This window comes from Mycobacterium paraseoulense (assembly GCF_010731655.1).
Lineage (GTDB): Bacteria > Actinomycetota > Actinomycetes > Mycobacteriales > Mycobacteriaceae > Mycobacterium > Mycobacterium paraseoulense.
The window spans coordinates 4,665,660-4,682,891 of the sequence record NZ_AP022619.1 but is presented as its reverse complement, the minus strand read 5'-3'; the positions used below and the strand labels follow the sequence as shown (position 1 = coordinate 4,682,891).

15 protein-coding genes and 1 riboswitch are annotated in these 17,232 nt (G+C 69.2%); of the genes, 5 read left to right on the top strand and 10 right to left on the bottom strand.

The features are described from left to right. The 3 genes from G6N51_RS21745 to G6N51_RS21735 all read right to left on the bottom strand — a co-directional run bounded on the left by G6N51_RS21745 (position 1) and on the right by G6N51_RS21735 (position 4,947). Positions 1 to 3,846 carry a SpoIIE family protein phosphatase gene (locus tag G6N51_RS21745; protein ID WP_083175564.1) on the bottom strand — a complete coding sequence of 1,282 codons (3,846 nt, stop codon included), beginning with the start codon at positions 3,844 to 3,846 and terminating at the stop codon, positions 1 to 3. Then, positions 3,843 to 4,199: an STAS domain-containing protein gene (locus tag G6N51_RS21740; protein ID WP_163683633.1), complete on the bottom strand. Its 357-nt coding sequence runs from the start codon at positions 4,197 to 4,199 to the stop codon at positions 3,843 to 3,845. The genes G6N51_RS21745 and G6N51_RS21740 overlap by 4 nt, the downstream gene beginning before the upstream one ends. Before the next feature lie 97 nt (positions 4,200 to 4,296). Continuing rightward, a complete protein-coding gene (locus tag G6N51_RS21735; protein ID WP_232078579.1) occupies positions 4,297 to 4,947 on the bottom strand; it encodes a PAS and ANTAR domain-containing protein in 651 nt (216 codons plus the stop codon). Positions 4,948 to 5,108: 161 nt separating this feature from the next. Beyond that, positions 5,109 to 5,219: riboswitch (TPP riboswitch) on the top strand. Between G6N51_RS21735 and thiC the strand changes: the two genes are divergently transcribed. The 5 genes from thiC (at position 5,212) to G6N51_RS21710 (ending at position 9,695) form a co-directional block, all read left to right on the top strand. Beyond that, the gene (gene thiC / locus G6N51_RS21730) at positions 5,212 to 6,870 is read left to right on the top strand and encodes a phosphomethylpyrimidine synthase ThiC (protein ID WP_083175556.1); all 1,659 of its coding nucleotides are present in this window, start codon (positions 5,212 to 5,214) and stop codon (positions 6,868 to 6,870) included. Its footprint overlaps the riboswitch before it by 8 nt. Then, positions 6,867 to 7,706, top strand: a complete 840-nt coding sequence (gene thiD / locus G6N51_RS21725) for a bifunctional hydroxymethylpyrimidine kinase/phosphomethylpyrimidine kinase (protein WP_142275230.1) — start codon at positions 6,867 to 6,869, stop codon at positions 7,704 to 7,706. The genes thiC and thiD overlap by 4 nt, the downstream gene beginning before the upstream one ends. Then, positions 7,703 to 8,326 (top strand): alpha/beta hydrolase family protein, encoded by a 624-nt coding sequence (locus tag G6N51_RS21720; protein ID WP_083175553.1) that lies wholly within the window; start codon positions 7,703 to 7,705, stop codon positions 8,324 to 8,326. The genes thiD and G6N51_RS21720 overlap by 4 nt, the downstream gene beginning before the upstream one ends. Before the next feature lie 46 nt (positions 8,327 to 8,372). Beyond that, positions 8,373 to 8,807 carry a MarR family winged helix-turn-helix transcriptional regulator gene (locus tag G6N51_RS21715; RefSeq protein ID WP_083175550.1) on the top strand — a complete coding sequence of 145 codons (435 nt, stop codon included), beginning with the start codon at positions 8,373 to 8,375 and terminating at the stop codon, positions 8,805 to 8,807. Between the two features lie 18 nt (positions 8,808 to 8,825). Then, positions 8,826 to 9,695 (top strand): LLM class F420-dependent oxidoreductase, encoded by an 870-nt coding sequence (locus G6N51_RS21710; protein ID WP_083175547.1) that lies wholly within the window; start codon positions 8,826 to 8,828, stop codon positions 9,693 to 9,695. A gap of 16 nt (positions 9,696 to 9,711) precedes the next feature. Here the strand turns inward: G6N51_RS21710 and G6N51_RS21705 are convergent, their stop codons facing one another. From G6N51_RS21705 to G6N51_RS21675, 7 genes are all read right to left on the bottom strand, one after another. After that, complete coding sequence (locus G6N51_RS21705) at positions 9,712 to 11,211, bottom strand: neutral zinc metallopeptidase (protein WP_083175544.1); 1,500 nt, start codon at positions 11,209 to 11,211, stop codon at positions 9,712 to 9,714. A gap of 212 nt (positions 11,212 to 11,423) precedes the next feature. After that, positions 11,424 to 11,747: a hypothetical protein gene (locus G6N51_RS21700; RefSeq protein ID WP_142275229.1), complete on the bottom strand. Its 324-nt coding sequence runs from the start codon at positions 11,745 to 11,747 to the stop codon at positions 11,424 to 11,426. An 81-nt stretch (positions 11,748 to 11,828) separates the two neighbouring features. Further along, the gene (locus G6N51_RS21695; protein ID WP_163750793.1) at positions 11,829 to 13,277 is read right to left on the bottom strand and encodes an HNH endonuclease signature motif containing protein; all 1,449 of its coding nucleotides are present in this window, start codon (positions 13,275 to 13,277) and stop codon (positions 11,829 to 11,831) included. Between the two features lie 45 nt (positions 13,278 to 13,322). Next, positions 13,323 to 14,795, bottom strand: a complete 1,473-nt coding sequence (locus G6N51_RS21690) for a M28 family peptidase (protein ID WP_083173299.1) — start codon at positions 14,793 to 14,795, stop codon at positions 13,323 to 13,325. Further along, positions 14,792 to 16,285: a M28 family metallopeptidase gene (locus G6N51_RS21685; protein ID WP_083173300.1), complete on the bottom strand. Its 1,494-nt coding sequence runs from the start codon at positions 16,283 to 16,285 to the stop codon at positions 14,792 to 14,794. The genes G6N51_RS21690 and G6N51_RS21685 overlap by 4 nt, the downstream gene beginning before the upstream one ends. A 53-nt stretch (positions 16,286 to 16,338) precedes the next feature. Beyond that, a complete protein-coding gene (locus G6N51_RS21680) occupies positions 16,339 to 16,764 on the bottom strand; it encodes a DUF2752 domain-containing protein (RefSeq protein WP_083173301.1) in 426 nt (141 codons plus the stop codon). Positions 16,765 to 16,780: 16 nt separating this feature from the next. Continuing rightward, complete coding sequence (locus tag G6N51_RS21675; protein ID WP_046183018.1) at positions 16,781 to 17,116, bottom strand: CD225/dispanin family protein; 336 nt, start codon at positions 17,114 to 17,116, stop codon at positions 16,781 to 16,783. Between the last annotated feature and the right edge of the window lie 116 nt (positions 17,117 to 17,232).

The following is a 17,232-nucleotide window of genomic DNA, read 5'->3' as shown; positions in this document are numbered from 1 at the left end:
CTAACCGGTCGCGACGGCCCGGTCGAACCGCAACGTGACCCGGGTGCCCGCGGGAGTGCGGAGCGTGTCGACGTGATCGGCCAGCCCACCGATCAGGGAAAGCCCGCGGCCGCGGCGCCGGCTGCGCAGGCTGGCCGAGGAATCCCCCACCCACCGCCCGGTGTCGCTCACCGTGACCGCGATCGTCTGCCGGCGCACGAAGGCCTCGACGGAGACGGTTCGCCGCGGCTCGCCGTCGCTGCCATGCTCGATCGCGTTGGTCACGGCTTCCCCGGTCGCCAGCAGGATGTCCAGTTCGCGCTTCGGGGCGACCGCCAGGCCGGCCAGCCAGTCACGTAGCCGCTCACGCGCGACGGGAATCTGCTTCGGCGCGGACGTCACCACCGTGGCGAAGCTGCGCGGGGCCTGGTGACTCGGCCGCAGCGCCAGCACCACGACGTCGTCGCGGTAACCGGTGGGCGGCGCCATCCGGGACAGCAGTTCGGTGCAGACCGCCTCGACCGGCAGGTCGGCGCATTCGGCGGCCGCGGCCTCGAGGCGGGCGAGCCCGTCGTCGAGCGTCTCGCCGGCACGCTCGACGAGGCCATCGGTGTACAGCAGGATCAGGCTCCCCGGCGGCATCTGCGCCGTCGCGGTGGCGTCGGGCGGATAGCTTCGCGCGTCGTGTTCCTTGATAGCGACCGGGAGGCGCCGCCCGGACGTCAGGAACACCGCGCGATGATCGGGGAAGACCAGCAAGGGATAGGGGTGCCCGGCGCAGCTGTAGTTGACGGTGGCGCGGCCGGTGTCCGGCTCGGTCGCGACGAGGGCGTAGGCCACGGTCGCGCAGCGCGCCCCCGCGACGCTGGCGCCGTACCGGTCCAGCGCCCCCAGCACCGCGCCCGGCTCGCCCGCCGTGAGGGCCGAGGCGGCCACCGCGGCGCGCAGCCTGCTCATCACGATCGCGGCGGCCAACCCGTGTCCGACGACGTCGCCCACCGAGATCGCGACCCGGCCGTCGCGATCCAGCGGGGTGACCGAGTACCAGTCGCCGCCGACCCGCATCGCCTCACCGGCGGGCTCATACACGGCGGCCACGACCGCGGCCGTCGATCCCCGGTCCAGATCCAGCAGATGCTCCTGGAAGTCGACGGCGATGCGGTGCTCGCGCTCCATCACGCGGACCCGGTCCAGGGCCGACGACGTCAGCTCGGCCATGCGACCGAACGCATCGAGTTCGGCGGCATCGAACTGGCGCGGCGTGGGCCACAGCAGGGCCAGCACGCCGACGACGCGGCCCGAGTGGTCGCGCAACGGGTGGGCGACGCACGCGCGAACGCTGGCGGCGGTGTCCTGCACCGCGTGCTCGTAGCGCGGGGGCAGGTCGAACGTGTCGGTGATGACCATCGACTCGCCGGTGCGCACGACGTCGGCCCCCACCACCGGCGAGTCGAGCTCGGTCACGTGGTAACGGTCGCGCAACTCGCCGGGCAGGTGGCCGGAGTATTCGAACCGGATGTGGCGTTCGCCGTCGAGGACGCCGATGGCGACCGACGCGGCATCGGCTGAGCCGAAGGAGGATTCGAGCAACGCGTCCAAGATCCCGGCAACCGAGTCGGTGGCCTGCAGCGCCGAGTCGAGCTGCACCAGATCGGAGGCGGCCAAACGCTGGCGATCGCGAGCGCGGGCCACCGCGGACAGCCGCGACTTCACCCGGTCGACGAGCTCCTGGGAACGGAACGGCTTGGGCAGGTAGTCGTCGGCCCCACCGGCGTAGCCCTCGTCGACCGCCTCGGGCCCCGCCCTGGCGGACAGCATGAGGACCGGGGTGGCCGCCAACTCCGGGTCGGCGCGGATGGCCGCCACCAGTCCGAAACCGTCGAGGCCCGGCATCATGACGTCGGTGACGACCGCGTCCGGGCGCAGGGTCCGGGTCGCCGCGAGCGCCGACTCCCCGTCCGCGGCGAGGACGGTCTCCCATTGGGCCGACAGCACCCGGTCGAGATGGTGTCGCATGTCCGCGTTGTCGTCGGCGATCAGCACCAGCGGCCGCGCCCTCTCGGATGCGGCGGTCGACCCGTCCCGGCCCGGAACGGGCGTCAGCCATTGACTGGCCTCCGCCACGTACGGGTTGGTCTCGTCCAGCGGGCCCGCGGCTGAGCGACCGGCCGCCGTGCCGGCGGATTGCGGCAGCCGAACGGTCACCGTCGTCCCGCGGTCCAATTCGCTGTCGATCTCCACGGTCCCGCTGTGCAGCTCGACGAGCCCGCGCACCAGCGAGAGCCCGATCCCGGTGCCCTCGACGCTGCGGCCGCGAAAGTTGTCGGCCCGGTAGAAGCGGTCGAACAGGCGGTCCAGATCCTCAGCGGCGATCCCCACTCCGGTGTCGCGCATGGTGACTACGCAGAGCCCGGATTCGGCGCCCACCTCGACCGAAATCGAGCCCCGCAGAGTGTATTTGACCGCGTTCGACAGCAGGTTCAGGATGATCGTCTCCCACATGCCCGGGTCGACGTCGGCCAGCACCGGGGAGCAGTCCACGACCAGCTCGAGCCCCGCCCGGTGGCAGAGCTCGGTGAAAGACGACGCGATGTGGGCGGTCAGCGCGCCGACGTCGGTGCACGCCAACCTCGCGGTCGCGCGGCCGGCCTCGATGCGGGAGAAGTCGAGCAGCGAGTCGACCAGGCGCTGCAGGCGGCGCGCGTTGCGGCCCGCGGTGCTCAGCCGGTCGGCCAGCACGCTTCCCGGCGCCGCTTCGGTCAGCGCATCGTCGAGCGGCCCGAGCAGCAGCGTCAGTGGGGTGCGGAACTCGTGGCTGACGTTGGTCAGGAACGCGGTCTTCGCCCGGTCCATCTCGGCCAGCGCATCGGCCCGCTGCCGCTGCTGTTCGTAGGAGACCGCCGAGGCGAACGCCGCGGAGAGCTGGTCGGCGAGCAGTTGACAGAACCCGCGGTACATCGCATCGAGGGGGCGCCGCGGATTGACCCCGATCACCACCGCCCCGCCGCCCAGGGTTTCCCCGAGCGGCAACACCAGGGCCTGCCGGGGGCGGTTCTCGCCGAAAAGCTCCGCGATGCGCGGGATTACGTCCTCGAGCCGGCCGATGACGCGCGCGGCGCGGGCAGGTGGAGCCGTGTCCCAATCCGTCAGCTCGGCCAGCGAAGCGGGCAGCAGCGAACGAACGGCGGGCGTGGCCCCGCGCAGCGTGCTGTCGCGTGGCCCCTTCCCGGCGCCCGCCACGTAGACGGCGATGAACGGCAAATCCGGTGGCTGCGCGTCGCACACGGCGACGGCGCTGCTCACCGCGTCGTCGACGGTGCGCGCGTCCATCACGGCGGCCGCCACCGAGTTGAGCAGGTGGAGCCGCCGCTCGCTCAATACCCGGTCGGTCGTTTCGATCACCGCGCAGAAAACGGCGGTGACCGCGCCGTCGCCGCCGATGATGGGGCTATAGGTGAAAGTGAAGTAGCGCTCCTGCGACTCGCCGCCGGTCATCAGCGGCAACATCAGGTCGTCGGACCAGGTCGCGACGCCGGTGTCGATCACGCTGGTGAGCATCGGGGAGATCTGCGGCCAGATCTCCCACCACACCTGTTTGGCCGGGCAACCCAGGGCCGCCGGGTGTTTGTCCGCCAGTATCTGCGCGTAGCCGTCGTTGTACATCAAGAACAGATCCCCGGGCCGCAGCCAGAGCACGATGGGAAACCGCGAGGTCAGCGCTACCGCCACCGCCGCGCGCACCTCGGCCGACCAGTCCCCGGGCGAACCCAATGGATGGGTGTCCCAGTCGAATTCGGCGAACCGGCGACCCATCTCACCGCCCAGGGAGACCGCAGCCGCCAGATCGGCCGGCAGCGCCGGGCTCATTGCGGTCGGTTGCGCTGCAGCGCCTCGGGCAGCGTGGGATAGATGTCGAGGATCCGATCCAATTCGGTCACCTCGATCGGTCGGAGCACCTGGTCGTGGTCTGCGACCAGGCGGACCGCCGTGCCGGCTTCCTTGCCCGCCTCGTGGCACTCGAGCATGGCGTTCAACGCCGCGCTTCCGAAGAAGTCGACCGCTTGCAGGTCGACGACGACCAGCCGGGCCGGGTGCGTCTCGGCCAGCTTGAGCGCGGCGGTCAGATGGGCGGTTACCTCATCGACGGTACTGGAGTCGACGCCGCCCTTAACGCGCACGACCACAGCGTCCTCGAGTGCCTCGTGTTCCACCGCCAACACCTTCGATGCCTTTCGCCGCTCATGGGGACGCGCGGGATGCGCCAGTGTCTAGGAACACTAACTGTTTGCGGGCAGCCGCGTTCGCGTATTCCCCTGGTTACCCGGCGGACTCGGCGGAGACCCGTTCGTGCACCGTCAGCAGCAGGTGATCGAACTGACTCCGGAGGGCGGCGGTGGAACCGTCCAGGGTTGCTACGTCGGCGAGCAGCTGCCTGGCCAGCGCCCGCAGCTTCATGTTGGTCTCTTGCGACCGCCACTGCAGCACCCGAAAGGCCTGGTCGGCGCTGACCCGGTAGACGAACATCAGCACGCCCTTGGCCTGTTCGATCGCCGCTCGGCTTTCGAAGAGGTCCGGCAGCGCCTCGTCGAGCACCTCTTTCCGGGCCTCGTCGAAGGTGTCGGTGAGGTCGATGTAATAGCCGGCGGTGCCCACCACGGCGCCCGACTCGTCGTGCATGCGGTCGGCCACGACGATCGCGTCGTGCACCTTGCCGGCGGTGTCGAGGAACCGGTGCCGGCTGGAGAACGACTCCGCCGACTGCAGGGCGTAGTCGAGGACCTCCTGGACGTGCGCGCGGTCGTCGGGGTGCTTGTGCGACAACAACAGCTTCGTCGTGGGCTCGACGGTCCCCGGTTCGTAGCCGTGCATCATGGCCACCTCGTCGGACCACTCCCAGCGCTCACCGATGAACCAGAAGCGGAAGGTGCCCACGTTGAGATGCCGGGCGATCGCCTGGGCCGGGCTCAGCTGTTGGCCGTTAGGCCCGGCCGGTGTCTCCCCGGCCGTTCCGCCTTGCTCTTGCACGTCTGCATCCTCGCACCAGGGGGGCACCACCGGCTACCGGTCTGGCCGAATCGCCCGCCCACATGCCGGGTGGTCCGGCGTGGGGGTAACGTCGCGTGCGGACCATCCAACAACGCGGGAGCGCACATCGAAGGCGCTGAGAGGACGGCTCGGGGCCGTCGACCGTACGAACCTGACCGGGTAATGCCGGCGTAGGGAGATGAAGAAATGACCCTGGAACAAACGTCCGTCCTTTCGTCAGCCGTCGAGGCCTCCGTCACCACCGGACCCATCGCGGGCAGCAGCAAGGTCTACCGCGAGGTGGAGGCGCCCGGTGCCGGTGCGCACCTGAGGGTTCCGTTCCGGCGCGTGCACCTGTCCACCGGCGACCACTTCGACCTGTATGACACCTCCGGCCCCTACACCGACGCGGACGCGGTGATCGACCTGACGGCGGGGCTGCCGGCGCGGCCGGGCGTGGTGCGCGACCGCGGCACCCAGCTGCAGCGCGCCCGGGCCGGCGAGATCACCGCCGAGATGGCGTACATCGCCGCCCGCGAGGAGATGCCCGCCGAGCTGGTGCGCGACGAGGTCGCCCGTGGCCGCGCGGTGATCCCGGCCAACCACAACCACCCCGAGAGCGAGCCGATGATCATCGGCAAGGCCTTCGCGGTCAAGGTCAACGCCAATATCGGCAACTCCGCGGTGACGTCGTCGATCGCCGAAGAGGTCGACAAGATGGTGTGGGCCACCCGCTGGGGTGCGGACACCATCATGGACCTGTCCACCGGCAAGAACATCCACGAGACGCGCGAGTGGATCCTGCGCAACTCCCCCGTGCCGGTCGGCACGGTGCCCATCTACCAGGCGCTGGAAAAGGTCAAGGGCGATCCCACCTTGCTCACCTGGGAGATCTACCGCGACACCGTGATCGAGCAGTGTGAGCAGGGTGTGGACTACATGACCGTGCACGCCGGTGTGCTGCTGCGGTACGTGCCGCTGACCGCCAAGCGGGTCACCGGCATCGTGTCCCGCGGCGGGTCCATCATGGCGGCCTGGTGCCTGGCGCATCACCGGGAGTCGTTCCTGTACACCAACTTCGAAGAGCTGTGCGACATCTTCGCGCGCTACGACGTGACCTTCTCCCTGGGCGACGGGCTGCGCCCGGGCTCGATCGCCGACGCCAACGACGCGGCGCAGTTCGCCGAGCTGCGCACCCTCGGCGAGCTGACCAAGATCGCGAAATCCCGTGGCGCGCAGGTGATGATCGAGGGGCCGGGCCACGTCCCGATGCACAAGATCGTGGAGAACGTGCGGCTGGAGGAGGAACTGTGCGAGGAGGCGCCGTTCTACACGCTGGGCCCGCTGGCCACCGACATCGCGCCGGCCTACGACCACATCACGTCGGCGATCGGCGCGGCGATCATCGCGCAGGCCGGCACGGCGATGCTGTGCTACGTGACCCCGAAGGAACACCTGGGGCTGCCGGACCGCAAGGACGTCAAGGACGGCGTGATCGCCTACAAGATCGCCGCCCACTCCGCGGACCTGGCCAAGGGGCATCCGCGCGCGCAGGAGCGCGACGACGCCCTGTCGACCGCGCGGTTCGAGTTCCGCTGGCACGACCAGTTCGCGTTGTCGTTGGACCCCGACACGGCCAGGGAGTTCCACGACGAGACCCTGCCGGCCGAACCCGCCAAGACGGCGCACTTCTGCTCGATGTGTGGGCCGAAGTTCTGCTCCATGCGGATCACCCAAGATGTCCGCGACTACGCCGCGGCCCACGGGTTGGACAGCGAGGAAGCGATCGAGGCTGCCATGCAGGAGAAGTCGCAGGAGTTCGCCGAGCACGGCAACCGGGTGTACCTGCCGATCACGCAGCCTTGATTTTCCCCCCTCCCGTTCTGCCGCTGCCGCCGCCGGGCACCACGCCGCTGCGCGTGCTGTCCATCGCCGGATCCGACTCGGGGGGCGGCGCGGGCATTCAGGCCGACCTGCGCACCATGGCGATGCTGGGGCTGCACGCCTGCGTCGCGGTCTCCGCGGTCACCGTGCAGAACACGCTGGAAGTCAAGGACTTTCATGAGGTGCCCGCCGACGTGGTCGCCGCCCAGATGGAGGCGGTGATCACCGACATCGGCGTCCAGGCCGCCAAGACGGGGATGCTGGCGTCGTCGGCCATCATCACCGCGGTGGCCGCCACCTGGCGCCGGCTCCGCGTGACGGTCCCGCTCGTCGTCGATCCGGTGTGCGCGTCCATGCACGGCGACGCGCTACTCGAGTCTTCCGCCCTGGATTCCCTTCGCGGCCAGCTGTTTTCGTTGGCCACCCTGGTGACGCCCAACCTCGACGAGGTGCGGCTGCTGGTGGGCATCGACGTCGTCGACGCGCAGTCACAGCGGGCGGCCGCGAAGGCGCTGCATGCGCTCGGACCGCGGTGGGTGCTGGTCAAGGGCGGCCACCTGCGGTCGTCCGACCGCAGCTGCGACCTGCTCTACGACGGTGTCTCCTATCACGAATTCGATTCGGAGCGTTTGCCCGGCGGCAATGACCACGGCGGCGGCGACACGCTGGCCTCGGCCATTGCCTGCGCGCTGGCGCACGGCTTCACCGTGCCCGACGCGGTCGGGTTCGGGAAGCGCTGGGTCACCGAATGCCTGCGGGCCTCCTATCCACTGGGTCACGGACACGGCCCCGTCTCCCCCTTGTTTCGGCTGTTGTGAACCTCGACCAGATCGCCGGTATCGCGCACGAACCCGAGGGCACGGCGTCGGGCGTCGTAGTGCTGACCCACGGCGCCGGCGGCGACCGGGATTCGCTGCTGCTGCAACAGGTTTGCGACGAGTGGGCGCGCCGGGGCTGGCTCGCGATCCGATACAACCTGCCCTACCGGCGGCGCCGTCCCAAGGGCCCACCGTCGGGCTCGGCCGCCGCCGACCGCGCCGGGATCGTCGAGGCGATCACGCTGTGCCGCGACCTCGCCGACGGACCGCTGATCGCAGGCGGGCACTCCTACGGCGGACGGCAGACATCGATGGTGGTGGCGGCCCGCGAGGCGCCCGTCGACCTCCTGACGCTGTTCTCGTATCCGGTGCATCCGCCGGGCAAGCCGGAGCGGGCCCGCACCGAGCACCTGCCCGACATCCGGGTGCCGACGGTGTTCACGCACGGGACGTCTGACCCCTTCGGTACGCCCGACGAACTGCGCGCGGCCGCCGCGCTGGTCACCGGAACGACTGCCGTCGTCGAAATCGCCGGGGCACGACACGATCTGCGGTCCAAGACGCTGAACGTGGCCGCGCTGGCGGTCGACGCCGCGCTGCAACTCCTCGGTCGTAATTAGACAGTTTGGACTGGACAGTTTTAGCTGTCTAATATAGGCTGGTGCCGTGGACGGTATCACCCAGTCAGCGGCCACGGCGGCCCGCGACCTGCGGGTGGTCTTCAGCCGGCTGCGGCGCAAGCTGAAGGACCTCGCCACCGACGAGGACCTGACCCCTTCGCAGACCGCGGTGTTGAATCGGCTCTGGAAGGAGGGGGCCTCATCGGCGAGCGCCCTGGCCTCAGCCGAACGGGTACGTCCACAGTCCATGGCCACGATAGTGGCCGCCCTCGAGCAGCGGGGGCTCATCGGGCGCGCGCCCGACCCGGAAGACGGACGGCGGCAACTGATTTCGCTGACCGCTGCGGGCCGGCGACGCGCCGAGAGCAACCGGCAGGTCCGGGAGGAGTGGCTGGCGCGCGCCATGCACGAGCGGTATTCCGAACGTGAACGTCGCGTCATCCTCGATGCCTTAACGCTGCTCGAGCGCTTGACCGAATAAGAGAGGGCAAGGGCCGCAATGGAACTGGCAATACACTTTATCGACTTTCTACCCGGCGAGGCGGCGGCGCTGGGCCCCACCCTGGCCGACGCGGCGAAGGCCGCCGAGCAAGGCGGGGCGACACTGTTCACGCTGGCCGACCACTTCTTCCAGATGGAGGCCATGGGGCGCGCGGAGGACCCGTTCCTCGAGGGCTACACGTCACTGGGCTTCCTGGCCGGGCAGACCACCACGATCGACCTGAGCCTGCTGGTCACCGGGGTGACCTACCGCTATCCGGGATTGCTGGCCAAGGCGGTCACCACGCTCGACGTGCTGTCGCAGGGCCGCTCGATGCTGGGGCTCGGCGCGGCGTGGTACGACCGCGAGCACGCCGCCCTCGGCTTTCCCTATCCTCCGTTGAGCGAGCGCTTCGAGATGCTCGAAGAGACCCTGCAGATCTGCAGGCAGATGTGGAGCGACAACGACGGGCCCTACCGGGGCAAGCATTACCAGCTGGCCGAGACTATCTGTCAGCCGCAACCGATTCGGCGCCCCCCGATCCTGATCGGGGGCGATGGCGAGAAGAAGACGCTGCGCCTGGTCGCGCAGTACGCCGACATCTGGAACAGCACCACGAGCGACGCCGACGAACTCGAGCACAAGATCGACGTGCTGAACCGCCACTGCGAGACGGTCGGCCGGGACCCGGGCGAAATCCGCAAGACCGTCGGCTTATTCGTCAATCCCTTCGAGGATCCCGATGGGTACTTCAAGACCGTCGAGCGCTACGCCGAACTGGGCGTAGAGATGGTCAATACCGGCCCGTTCCCCGGGAACCCCGATCCCGTGGGCTTCATCCGCCGCCTCGGCGACGAGCTGGTGCCCAGGCTCGCCGAGATCGGTTGATAGCGCGACCTTCCGGTCATCCCGGGTAGCGGGAGTAGCAGGCGTCCATGTTGCCCGTCACGCCGCCGCGAAACGCCGCTATCCGGGTGAAACCGGCCGGCACGCTGGTGCCGTCGGCGTCACTGGCGACGAGGTGGTTGGTGAGCAGACCCGCCACCGCTTCGTCGAGATCGCCGGCCGTCAGCAGGAGTTGCTTCTGCGACGACAGCTCGATGGGCTCGGCCATCTTGCGATGCACGACACCGGTCAGGCATGCGGTGCGCAGTGCGGTCCACGGGCTCTGCATGGCCAGCCCGCGTTCGTGCTGCACGGCCAGCGCGTAGCGCGACATCACGACCGACAGCGCGGTGTCGTCGCCCTGCGGCAGGGTCTGCTCGTTCTCGTCGGCGACCTTGCCCATGACCGCGAGCTTGGGCAGGTCGATGACGATCGTGTTGGTGGCGGGGCAGTACGACGCCGGCGGGCTGGGCTTGGCGTCCGGGCACTCGGCGGGCTGGTAGGACAACGCGGGCGGATTCGTCGGGGAGAACACCTTTCCCATCAGTTCCATCAGGGTCGACATGGTGTCCTGGTCGATCGGCACCTCGCCGGTTTCCGGGTTACCGGAGCTGCTGTCGACCCGCAGGGCGTTGGGCAGGTCGCCGCGGCGCTGCTCGATTTCTCGCTTGTCGATCGCCGCACAGGCCGAGGCCCCGTCGATGAAACCCATTTGGAAGGCGCCGATCCGATCCAGGGCCGACCCGTGTTCGTCGTCGTTCTCGGTTTCGTTGTCCAGCACGGGGTCCCGGGTGGTGATGATCCCCGCCAGCACGTGGTCCAGCCCGTCGGCGGTGCTGAGCGTGAATCGCGGCGACTTGCCGTCGGCCACCCAGAACAGGTAGACGCCCGCGAAACAGTCGGCCTGCTGCTCGCGCACGATGGTGGGGTCTCGCCTGGTGACCAGCTTTGCCATGGTCTGCAGCGCGTGGCCGAATTCGTGGGCCAGCACACCGTTGACCGACATGTCACCGAAATACCGTTGCGCGACGGGCATGAACACCCCACGGTCCCAGGCGATCAGGTTGCAGCGCGACGTGTAGAAGGCGTTGACGAGCTTGTAGGTGTCGTTGCGGCAAACGATGGGACTGGACGGATCTTTGGAGTTATAGGACACCATCTTGCCGACGGGGACGAAGTCCCCCTTCAGCGATTGGCCGTACACCGACTTCCAATATTCCTCGATGTCGTTCACCGACAGCAACGACAACTTGTCGATCGCGCCGTCGTCGGTGTTGACCACCGTGCCGGTCGGGCCGGGCGCGTTCGAGCGGATGCCGCTCGGGCCGTTCGTCGCGGGCAGGCCTCCCACCCGGAACGGGTCGTTGAGCATGGACAACGCCCGCCCGCTGACGAAGGATGTACAGCCGGCCACCAGGATTGCCGCCGCCACACAGGACGACGCCGCCCACAGCAAGGCGGCCGCCCTGCGGGGACGGCCACCGGTCAGCTGACGTCGATTGCGCGCGCGGCTATTCATACCAACCTCATCCTGACCGGCTGCGGGGCAGCACCAAAGGGTCTCATTCTAGAGCGGTTGGCTAACTATGACAGCCGGAATGGACACGCCGGTTGCGCGCCGATCCCGACGACGTTGGCGCGGGGTTGCGCGTCGCGAAACGACCAATGCGGGGCAGGTTTTGACCTCGGAGGCAGCGAACTCCACCAAGCCGTGACAGGACCGCGGGAAAGCTAGGGACGCGGCGGTGTGGGCGTGGGCGTCTGCTGGGGTCCCATCGGTCCGCCCGGGCCCATCCCGCCGGGGCCCATCATCCCACCGGGTCCCATCATTCCGCCGGGTTCCATCATCGGGCACGTGCCGCTGTGCCCGCCGCCGTAGCCGTGGCGCCACCCGTAGTGGTCGCCCGAATGCCAGCCCAAGAAAAGCCCCGCGAAGAAGATCACCGAGACGACGAACACAACACCGGCGACGATGACCACCCACGCCGCCACTTGACCGAGCCGACTGTGCGTGCCGTATCGATGCCCGACGTCGGATTCAGGAGTTTGCGTCATGCCCGAACGATCTCACACGCATACCCACCGGGGGTAGGGACCATTGGCCCTAAAAGAGCGGATGATGGGACCGCGCAGGCCTTAGAAGGGCGGGGGTTCGCCGTCTGGTGGTGCGGGGCCGGTTTGGGCGGGTCGGGTCGCCGAGCGGGCCTGGCGGTTGTGGTGGCGTTCGGTGGCGACGCGTCGCGCCCGGTTCTGCGCGCGGGTGCGGGTACGCCGGGGCATCATCGCGGTGCGCTGGGCGCACCGCTCGGGTGTCGCGGGCGCGGGCAGGTCGCCGGTGGGCGCGCACAGGCTGGGGAACAGCAACGCGCTGCCGGGAGTGGTGACGTAGGTGTGCCCGTCGGGCAGCCGCCAGATCAGGGTGCCGTCGGGCAGTTGCCGATCGCGCCAACCCCAGAAGGTCTTCAGCAAATGATGCTGGCGGCACAGGCATTTCAGGTTCGACGCATGCGTCAAGCCGCCCTCGGCGTAGGGGATCGTATGGTCGATGTCGCAGTCGACGGCCGGCCGGTCACACCCGGGCGCCCGACACGTCAAATCCCGGCACCGCACGAAATCCGCCAGCTTGGCCGACGGCGTGTACCGGGGTTCGGCCTCGGTGGGCACGCCGAGCGGAACCAGCCTGGCCGAGCCGGCAAGCTCGGCGATCACCTCGGCAGAGATCAGCCCGTCGGCGCCCACCTCCGTCGCCGGAGCCGCGCCGACGGCCCGGATGCTAGCCGGCTCGGCGATCACATGGATGACGACCGCCGTTGCCGGTGGCCGGGTTCCGGCCGCACAGTCGGAGCGGCCACAGCGGCAGCCCAGCCGATCCGCCGAGGCCGCCAGCGACCCCAGCGCGTCGGCGCGCCGCTGCGCGAGACTGCGCGGGTCGTGGTCGCACACGGTGGCCGCCAAGGCGTCCAACCGCCGGTCCAACGCGTGAGCGTCCGGGCTGAACAGGCTGCCGTGGATTTCGGACATGCCGCCCTCGAGATCCTCAATCCCGACGCCGCGCTCGGCCTGACACCGCTGGCGACGGCGCACAGCATCCACATCGGCCTTTGCCACGATCTTGTCGACCTCGCCGGCCAGCCGGCCCCGGGTCATCGAGGGCCACCGCGCCGCACGCACTGCCAGCTCGGCGTCGACGGCGGCCAGAACCGCGGCGTCGGTGATCAAATCGGTGCGGTACACGATGGTCTGAAACAACCGATAACTGATGTCGCCCGCGCGAAACACGGCCGCCACTTGCGGCAACCGCTCACGCATCGCCAGCGCATACCGCATGAAGCTGCCTGCCATCGCCAGGCTGACCCGAAACGCCGCGGCGATCTCGGCCCCCACGGCCGCCCACGTGTCCACCGCCCATTCGGCCTGCTCACCGCGCTGGGCGCGGCGCAGCTCGAACAAGTCCCCGACCGCGTCCAGCCGATCCGCCGCCGCCTGGGCCTCTAGCCGCCACGACGCACGCATTCGATCCACCAGCGCCCGCGACCGCGCACAGCGCGGCGGCTCCCAATACTCATGCGCCCGGCAATCGAACATAGGTTCGAGGATAGGGCGCGCCACCGACAAGTCGTCGAGCAGCCGTTATGGCACCCGGGTGCGATGCCGCTTGTCGTGCGGCGGCACGCCGTTCACGCCGGCGACGGACTGCGCGTAAGTGCCGACCGCGTATGCGACGCCCGAACCCATGATGCCCAACGCGTCCCGGTTGATGGTGTCGACGGTCTCGCGGGGACCCTGATAGTTGGGGTCGAACGGGACGCCCGCTTGCCCGCCCCAAAGCCGGGCCTGCACCGTGGTCTTCAGCTGCGAGGCACCGGTGGTCATGCCCCCGATCGGCACGCCCGCGACCATGAAGGGGTGGTAATCGGCGCGGGTGGTCAGCGGCATGTCCGCGGGCCGCTTTCCGGCCAGGTTGAGGTAACCGGCCAGGGTGCGCTCGATGCCGGCCGACCCGTCGGGGACGTCGGCGTAGGTCACGCCGGGCGCCGGCGGACCGGACTGATCGCCGTCGTCGGTGAAGAAGCCGGCGTTGGGTGAACCCAGTGTGGTGAAGTTCAGGAACATCGCGATGTCGTTGAGCTGATCGCTGTTCATGCCGAACACGTAGTCCATGACGCCGTTGAGCCCGTCCTCGTCGGCGCCCCAGAACGCGAACCGCACCGCGTTGTTCACCGGCGCGAGCGGGCCGAGCTGCAGGGCCGTTTCCAGCACCGCGGCCACCCCGGATCCACCGTCGTTGATGCCCGGGCCGCCGCGCGGGCTGTCGAGATGCGCGCCGACCATGATCACTTCGTGCGGCGAGCCGGTCTTGGTCTGCGCCAGCACATTTCGCGAGGTGATCGTGACGTTCTGGGCGTCCAGCACCAGGCGGATGAGGGCGCCCGCGCCGGTGAGCGCGGTTGCGGTGTTGGGGTTGGCGACGGCGACGGGCACGGTCAGCTGCTTGAAGTAGCCGGGGTTGAACAACGTGGCCGGGGCACCCTGGCCGGCCGGCGCGCTGAGCACGACCAGCGCGGCCGCCCCCTTGGCCACCGCGGTCTTCTGCTTGTCGACCACCGAACAACGCGCGTCGTCGACGATCGCGATCGAACCCTTGGGCAGCGCCGGCGGATAATCACTGGCCGCACAACCCGAGGGCTGACTGGGCCGCACCGGCTGGCCGGTCAGGCCGCCAGGCGGTGTCTGGACCAGCAGGGAGGCCTGGTCGACCGGGTAACTGCGGCCGGCGACCGTCATCGACGGCCTGCCCGGCGAAACGGTATACACCCGGTCGAACTGCGGCGTCACCACCTCGAAACCCCTGTCGCGCAAGGCTTTAGCGACATAGTCGACGCTGGCGTCGTAGCCGGAGGTGCCGTCCGCCCTGTTCCCCTTGTTGGCGTCGGCGATATTCTGCAGCGCGCGCAGGTGGGCCAGCATCCGGTCCGCCGTCACTTTCCCGGCCAGGCCGTGACCCAGATCCGGTGCCGCACCGGGTGATCCCGGGCGCGACGACGAACAACCCGCCAGCAGCATGGTCGCCAGCAGCAATGTCGCCCCCAGGCGGCGGGTCATGGCTTGGTCAGCACGTGACGCGTGCGGTCCTGGATCGTCGGCACCCCGTTGTGGCCGCCGATGTCCTGGGCGTAGAGGCCCACGGCGTACGCGACCCCACCGCCGTTGACGCCCAGTGCGGTCCTGTCGATGTGATCGAGGGTGTCGGTCTTCTGATGGTAGTTGGGGTCGAACGGCTGGTCGGCCGCCCCACCCCATAGCTTGGCCTGATCCGCGGACATCTTCCCCTCGGCACCGGAGAACAGGCCGCCGGCGGGGACACCCGCCAGGGTGAATCCGTCGTAGTCGGAGCGGCCGTCAAACGCCGTGTCCTGCGCGGTCTTTCCGGCGGATTTCAGGTAGGCGACCAAAGTGCGCTCGATGCCGGCCGACCCCTCCGGCACCACCGGCTGGCCGCGGGCGTCGGCCGGCAGCGATTGGTCCCCGTCATAGGTGAAGTAACCGGGGTTCGGCGACGCGAGCATGTCGAAATTGAGGTACAGCGCGATGCTTTTGAGCGCGGTCAAGTCCAGCGACTCGACGTAATTGCGAGATCCGATCAGGCCCAGTTCCTCCGCGCCCCAGAATCCGAACCGCACCGCGTTGCGCACCCGCGGCGAACTCCCCAGTCGCAGCGCGGTTTCCAACACCGCGGCCACTCCCGAACCGTCGTCGTTGATGCCCGGACCCTCGGGCACGCTGTCCAGGTGCGCGCCCGCCATGACGACGTCGGCCGTCGACCCGGTCTTGGTCTGCGCGATGACGTTGTGGGCCTTGAAGCTCTGCACGCTCGCGTTCAGCTTGATGGTCGCCGGCCCCGGCTGGGTGCGCAGTTGCACGCCGACGGACTTGGTCACGCCGACCACCGGGATCTTGACGTTCGTGTCCGGCCCCAGGGTGCCGCCCATCTGTTGCTCGTCGACGTTGTCGGCGACGATCATCGCGACCGCACCGCGCTGCGCAGCGACGTCCTCCTTCTGGGCGAAGGGGCAGGTTCCGCGGTCCACCAGGACCACGGCCCCCTGCGCGGGGAGATTGGCGTAATCCGAGGCCGCGCAACCGGGGCCGTTGCTCGCGGGCACGGTCAGCAGCGGCCCGCTCACCCCGTCCGGCGGGGTGCCGAGGCTGAAGTCGAGCGCGTGCGCCTCCACGGACTTGCCTGCGACGGTCACCACCGGCTTGTCGCCGTGAAACACCCGCGCGGAGAATTCGGGGGTCTGCACGTCGAAACCACTGCCGCGCAACGTGTTCACGACATAGTCGACGCTGGCCTCGTAACCGGGGGTGCCCACCGCCCGAGTGCCGTTGTTGGCGTTGGCTATGTCCTGGAGCTTTGCCAGGTGGGCCATCATCGCGTCGGCGGTGACCTTGTCGTGCAGCGCGCCGGCGAACTTGACCGCGTCGGGATTGCCGCCCGCTTGTTGCGAGGACCGATGGAAGCAGCCCGTTGAGAATGCGGTCACGGCGACCACGACGAGCGCCGCCGGGATCGTCATGAGTTTGTTCACCATCGCGCCCCAGGTTAGACCGCGCGGCGAGCGGCCGGGATCAGGACACGGCGGTATCAGACGTAGAGCGCAGTGAACGGCGCAAAGGGGATGTTGCGCACCGCAAACCACACCGCGACCAGCCCGAGCGTCACGACCGCGGCCCAGCGACCGTGTTGCCAGCTGCGCACCCGTCTGCCCGCCACCCGGCCATAGGTCCAGGCGAGGTATGCCCACACCAACAGCACGACGGCCGCCAGGCCCAGCGCATTGAACCTGGCAGCCGCCATCACATTGCCGTGCATCAGGGAGTAGAGCATGCGCAGGCTGCCGCATCCCGGGCAGTCGATCCCCAACAGCGCCTTGGTGGGACACACCGGCAGCGGGCCGTTGGGAGTGGTCGGGTCACCCGCCCAGATGGCGGCGCACATCAGCGTCGCGGAAGCGGCCACCACCAGTGGCGCGCCCAGGCTCGTATGCGCCGCCCCTTGGCGGGTCACCATGGTCGCGAAACCGGGCTCAGAACATCGCGGCAAGCGCCGCATTGGTGTTCGTGTTCAGCGCGCCGACCGCCATCAGGATGCCGTAGATGATGCCGACGACCACGCCGATGACCGCCGACCAGATCACCCACTTCTTGGCGCTGTCGGCTGATGCCTGCGCCTCGGCGTACCGACCCTGCGCCCAAAGCCCGTTGACTTGGCTGGACTTGACGATCGCCACGATCCCGAACGGGAGACAGCAGAACAGGGTAACCAGGATGGACCACACAAGGTAGTTGTTCGGTGCTTGCCCAGCGGGCTGCTGCGGCGGGTAACCAGGCGGCGGAGGGGGCGGTGCCGGCGGTTGTGTCATGGATTCTCCAGTCCCGAGAAGTTAGCTGGCGTGAAGCGGTGCTAACCATACCCGACCAGAGTCGCGGCGGCACTAGCAATTTGAAAATCCCTCCCGCCCCTGACGCGCGGCGCCAG